Origin of the sequence: Flavobacterium glycogeni (assembly GCF_048286775.1) — a bacterium.
Lineage (GTDB): Bacteria > Bacteroidota > Bacteroidia > Flavobacteriales > Flavobacteriaceae > Flavobacterium.
On sequence record NZ_JBLVPV010000055.1, the window covers coordinates 1 to 3,276 of the forward strand.

The following is a 3,276-nucleotide window of genomic DNA, read 5'->3' on the forward strand; positions in this document are numbered from 1 at the left end:
AATTAACACTAATTGTTTTACTGCTACACTGCCTAATTCTAATTCAGATTATATACAAAGTTAACGTCATTTTATATTGCTTTTTTTAGAATAAAAATTATGCCTCGAAGTGACGGTTTTTATTACGTGAGGCTTCTTCCGATAGTTATCGGAATGCGCTCAGGGTGACACAATGAATGTCATTTTATATTACTTTTTTTGTAAAAAAATTATGCCTCGAAGTGACGGTTGAGGCAGCTTAATTTAATGACATTGTGCTCGCACTAGCTATGAGTCATTGCTTCGTTCCGATAGCTATCGGAACGATCTGTTCGCGGGGGCGAAAGCAATTATAACCAGTTTGTCTATTATTTTATTTGCATCTCGTTGTGGGCACAGTTTGCAAAACTGCGCTAACGATTGTGTATATCCGTTGGGCGAGTATTGAAGAACAGATATTCTTATAATATTTTTTATGTTAAAAATATTACTAAAATTACATATATTTACTAAAAAATCAAATATGAAAAAAATTATTCTTCTGTTATTGTTATTACCAATGATTGTACTTTCTCAAAAAATTAAGACCAAGAAGGATAAAGTTCTGGTCGATGAAAAGGAAGTAGCACTATTAAACGATAAAATTTCCAACCAATACGAATTGTCAGATTTGAATAATGTAAAACAGTTTACAATTGAATACAAAGCCATGGGGGTAGGACAAACAATTATGAATCAATGGTTGGCTATTACTTCAGCAGATGGAACTAAAAAAACTGAAATTCCATATGATGTATTGATTACTTCATTCAGTCCAACAAAAATTATTCTGCATTTACTTTCAGTAAAATATGGTTTGTTTGATTCTAATGGATTTAATCAGAATAAAATAACTGAGTTTTTTGCAACACAAAGAGAGAGTATTTCAGATAAAGCATTTAAATCAAAAGTTGATGTTTTGGAGTCAAGAAAAGAAAAACAAGAGAAAATTTCCCGTTATAACCCTTATGTGAAAAATGATGGAACTATTATGTTTGGTGGTACATCTGGAACATCTATAGTGGGTAGAGTAATAGGCTCAGGTTATACACCAATGAGTTCAAGTAATTTTGCAAACGTTTATGATTTAGACAATAACAAAGTTGCAACTGCACAAATAAAAGGAAATCTTGATAATGATATAGAGGTTACTTTATACACTGACAGTAAATTTACATATCAGTCGACTAGTCATTTTTCAGGGATAGATAATGTGGTTTTTTTTAAAGAATTAATAGGTGAGTTGGTTTATCGTGATATTACGTTAGAGCATCAAGCAAAAGTATATAACGCAAATTTATTAAAAGAAAAGATTCGTATTGCAAAAGAAAGAAGTGTAAATGTATATAATGTAAAAGGATATGCAATTGATGATAAGGGTGTCAAATATGATGGAACATTGACAGCCCAATTTGAAAAATTAGATATTAATCAAACAGGAAATACCGAAGTTATTGATGCAATTGATAAATATGGAAAATTTGTCACAGTTAAGTATCTCAATGAAAAAGGAAAAGAAAGAATAGTTACTTTAGCTGCAAAAGACAATACTGTTTTTTATGTGAAAAACGCAGATGGTTCCGAAACTTGTTATAAAGGAATGAAAGTTAAAGGTGATGTGATGAAAAAACTTTCAAACGCAATGTCATTAGGTTTTAATAACGCTTATTTTTATAGGGTAGTTTTTTCAGAAAAAGACAATTCACTTTTGGTTGATCCAGTTGAAAAAGATCGATATGTAATAAAGATGAAAAATCAAGAATCAGGGCAAATGATTGATAAACGAAATAATAAAAATATTTCAATTGAACTGGCAGAGTATCTAAGTTCTTGCAAAGATTTATCCAATGAAATTAAGAAAGAAGTATTTGATTTAAAAATTGAGGAAAACCTTATAAACATTGTGAAAGAATATAATGAATGCAAATACTCCAATTAAAGTATAAAAGACAAACCTCGTTTATCAATCTAAACGAGGTTTTTTTTATAGTTTTTAAGACTTTATTTTTAAGAAAGGTTGTGCAACAGTCAATGCTTGTTGGCTGGCTTTATTTTTTTACTCTTTTTAAGAATATCCCAATATCATCCAGTGCGTCATTACGAGGAACGAATAAATCCCATGCAGTTTATCAATTGTTTTATTTGCTTATCGTTGTGGGCACAGTTTACAAAACTGCGCTAACGATTGTGTTTATCAGAACGATCGGGTAACGAAAATAGTATTAGTAGAATGCTGTGCGAAGTCTCCCGACTTCGTACCTATTACTATATGCCGTTACAATTTTTTCAAATTCAATACTCATTATATCTGGTATCAAGTGCGTCATTGCGAGGAACGAATCAATCACACCCAGTTTGTCTATTATTTTATTTGCTCATCATTGTGGGCACAGTTTGCAAAACTGCGCTAACGATTGTGTATATCAGAGTGTTCGGGTAACGACTGCGTATATTAGAGCGATCGGGATCAATTTATATTCAATTAAATGATCTCCTTCTTCAGTAAGTGTACGATTGTAATCACCAGCGAATGCATTCGATTGCGCGAATACCGTCAAGTTCGAAATTAAAAGTAAGGTGGTAAGTAGTAATTTCATCGGTATGTTTTTTTAATGTGTTAGTACTTTTTTGCTGTTTGGGATTGGTTGCGCTGCGGCGAACATGTGTTTACAAAGTCTCTCAACTTCATCTTGCTGTGCGAAGTCTCCCGACTTCGTACCCATTGCTATATGCCGTTTAACTTTAGCAAACTTTGTTTTCCTGTGTTTGTTGATTATTGGAACGGCTACGAAGTCGTGAGACTTCGCAGAGCAACCCCGCGTTTTCAATAAACACTTCGGATAGCGGGGTTATAAGCGAGTAGGAACGAGGTTATGAACGAGTATGAGTGAGTCATTGCGAGGAGCGAAGCAATCACACTAACAATAAGCAAATTTGCTGTTCAAAAATGATATACGGCGCGAGATTGCTTCGTTCCTCGCAAGGACTTTGATTGTGGATTTGTATTGCTTGCTCAGCGTGTGTGGCGAAGTCGGGAGACTTCGCAGAGCGGGGGAAGATGTAGGTTGTGGTGTATGAATTGAATGCTAGTTTGTTAGTTAATTTACTACGCCAATTCCTGCACTGGTGTTCGTTACTGACGAGCACCAGAGAACATGGACAAACGAGTGCGAGTGGTTTATTTGCTAACTGTCGTGGGAAACGAATTCTTAAAGTTAAAGTAACCGCGTTGCAAACGCTACGATTGTGCTCTAAATT

General features: G+C 34.0%; 1 protein-coding gene. It reads left to right on the forward strand.

What is annotated here, in order from left to right; all coding sequences use genetic code 11:
- Nucleotides 1–502: 502 nt before the first annotated feature.
- A complete protein-coding gene (locus tag ACNQGX_RS18210) occupies nt 503–1,957 on the forward strand; it encodes a hypothetical protein (RefSeq protein ID WP_417978715.1) in 1,455 nt (484 codons plus the stop codon).
- The last annotated feature ends 1,319 nt before the right edge of the window (nt 1,958–3,276 follow it).

Bases quoted from the DNA above. Each gene is read 5' to 3' on its own strand.
- ACNQGX_RS18210 (WP_417978715.1), top strand. From the start codon at position 503: ATGAAAAAAATTATTCTTCTGTTATTGTTATTACCAATGATTGTACTT.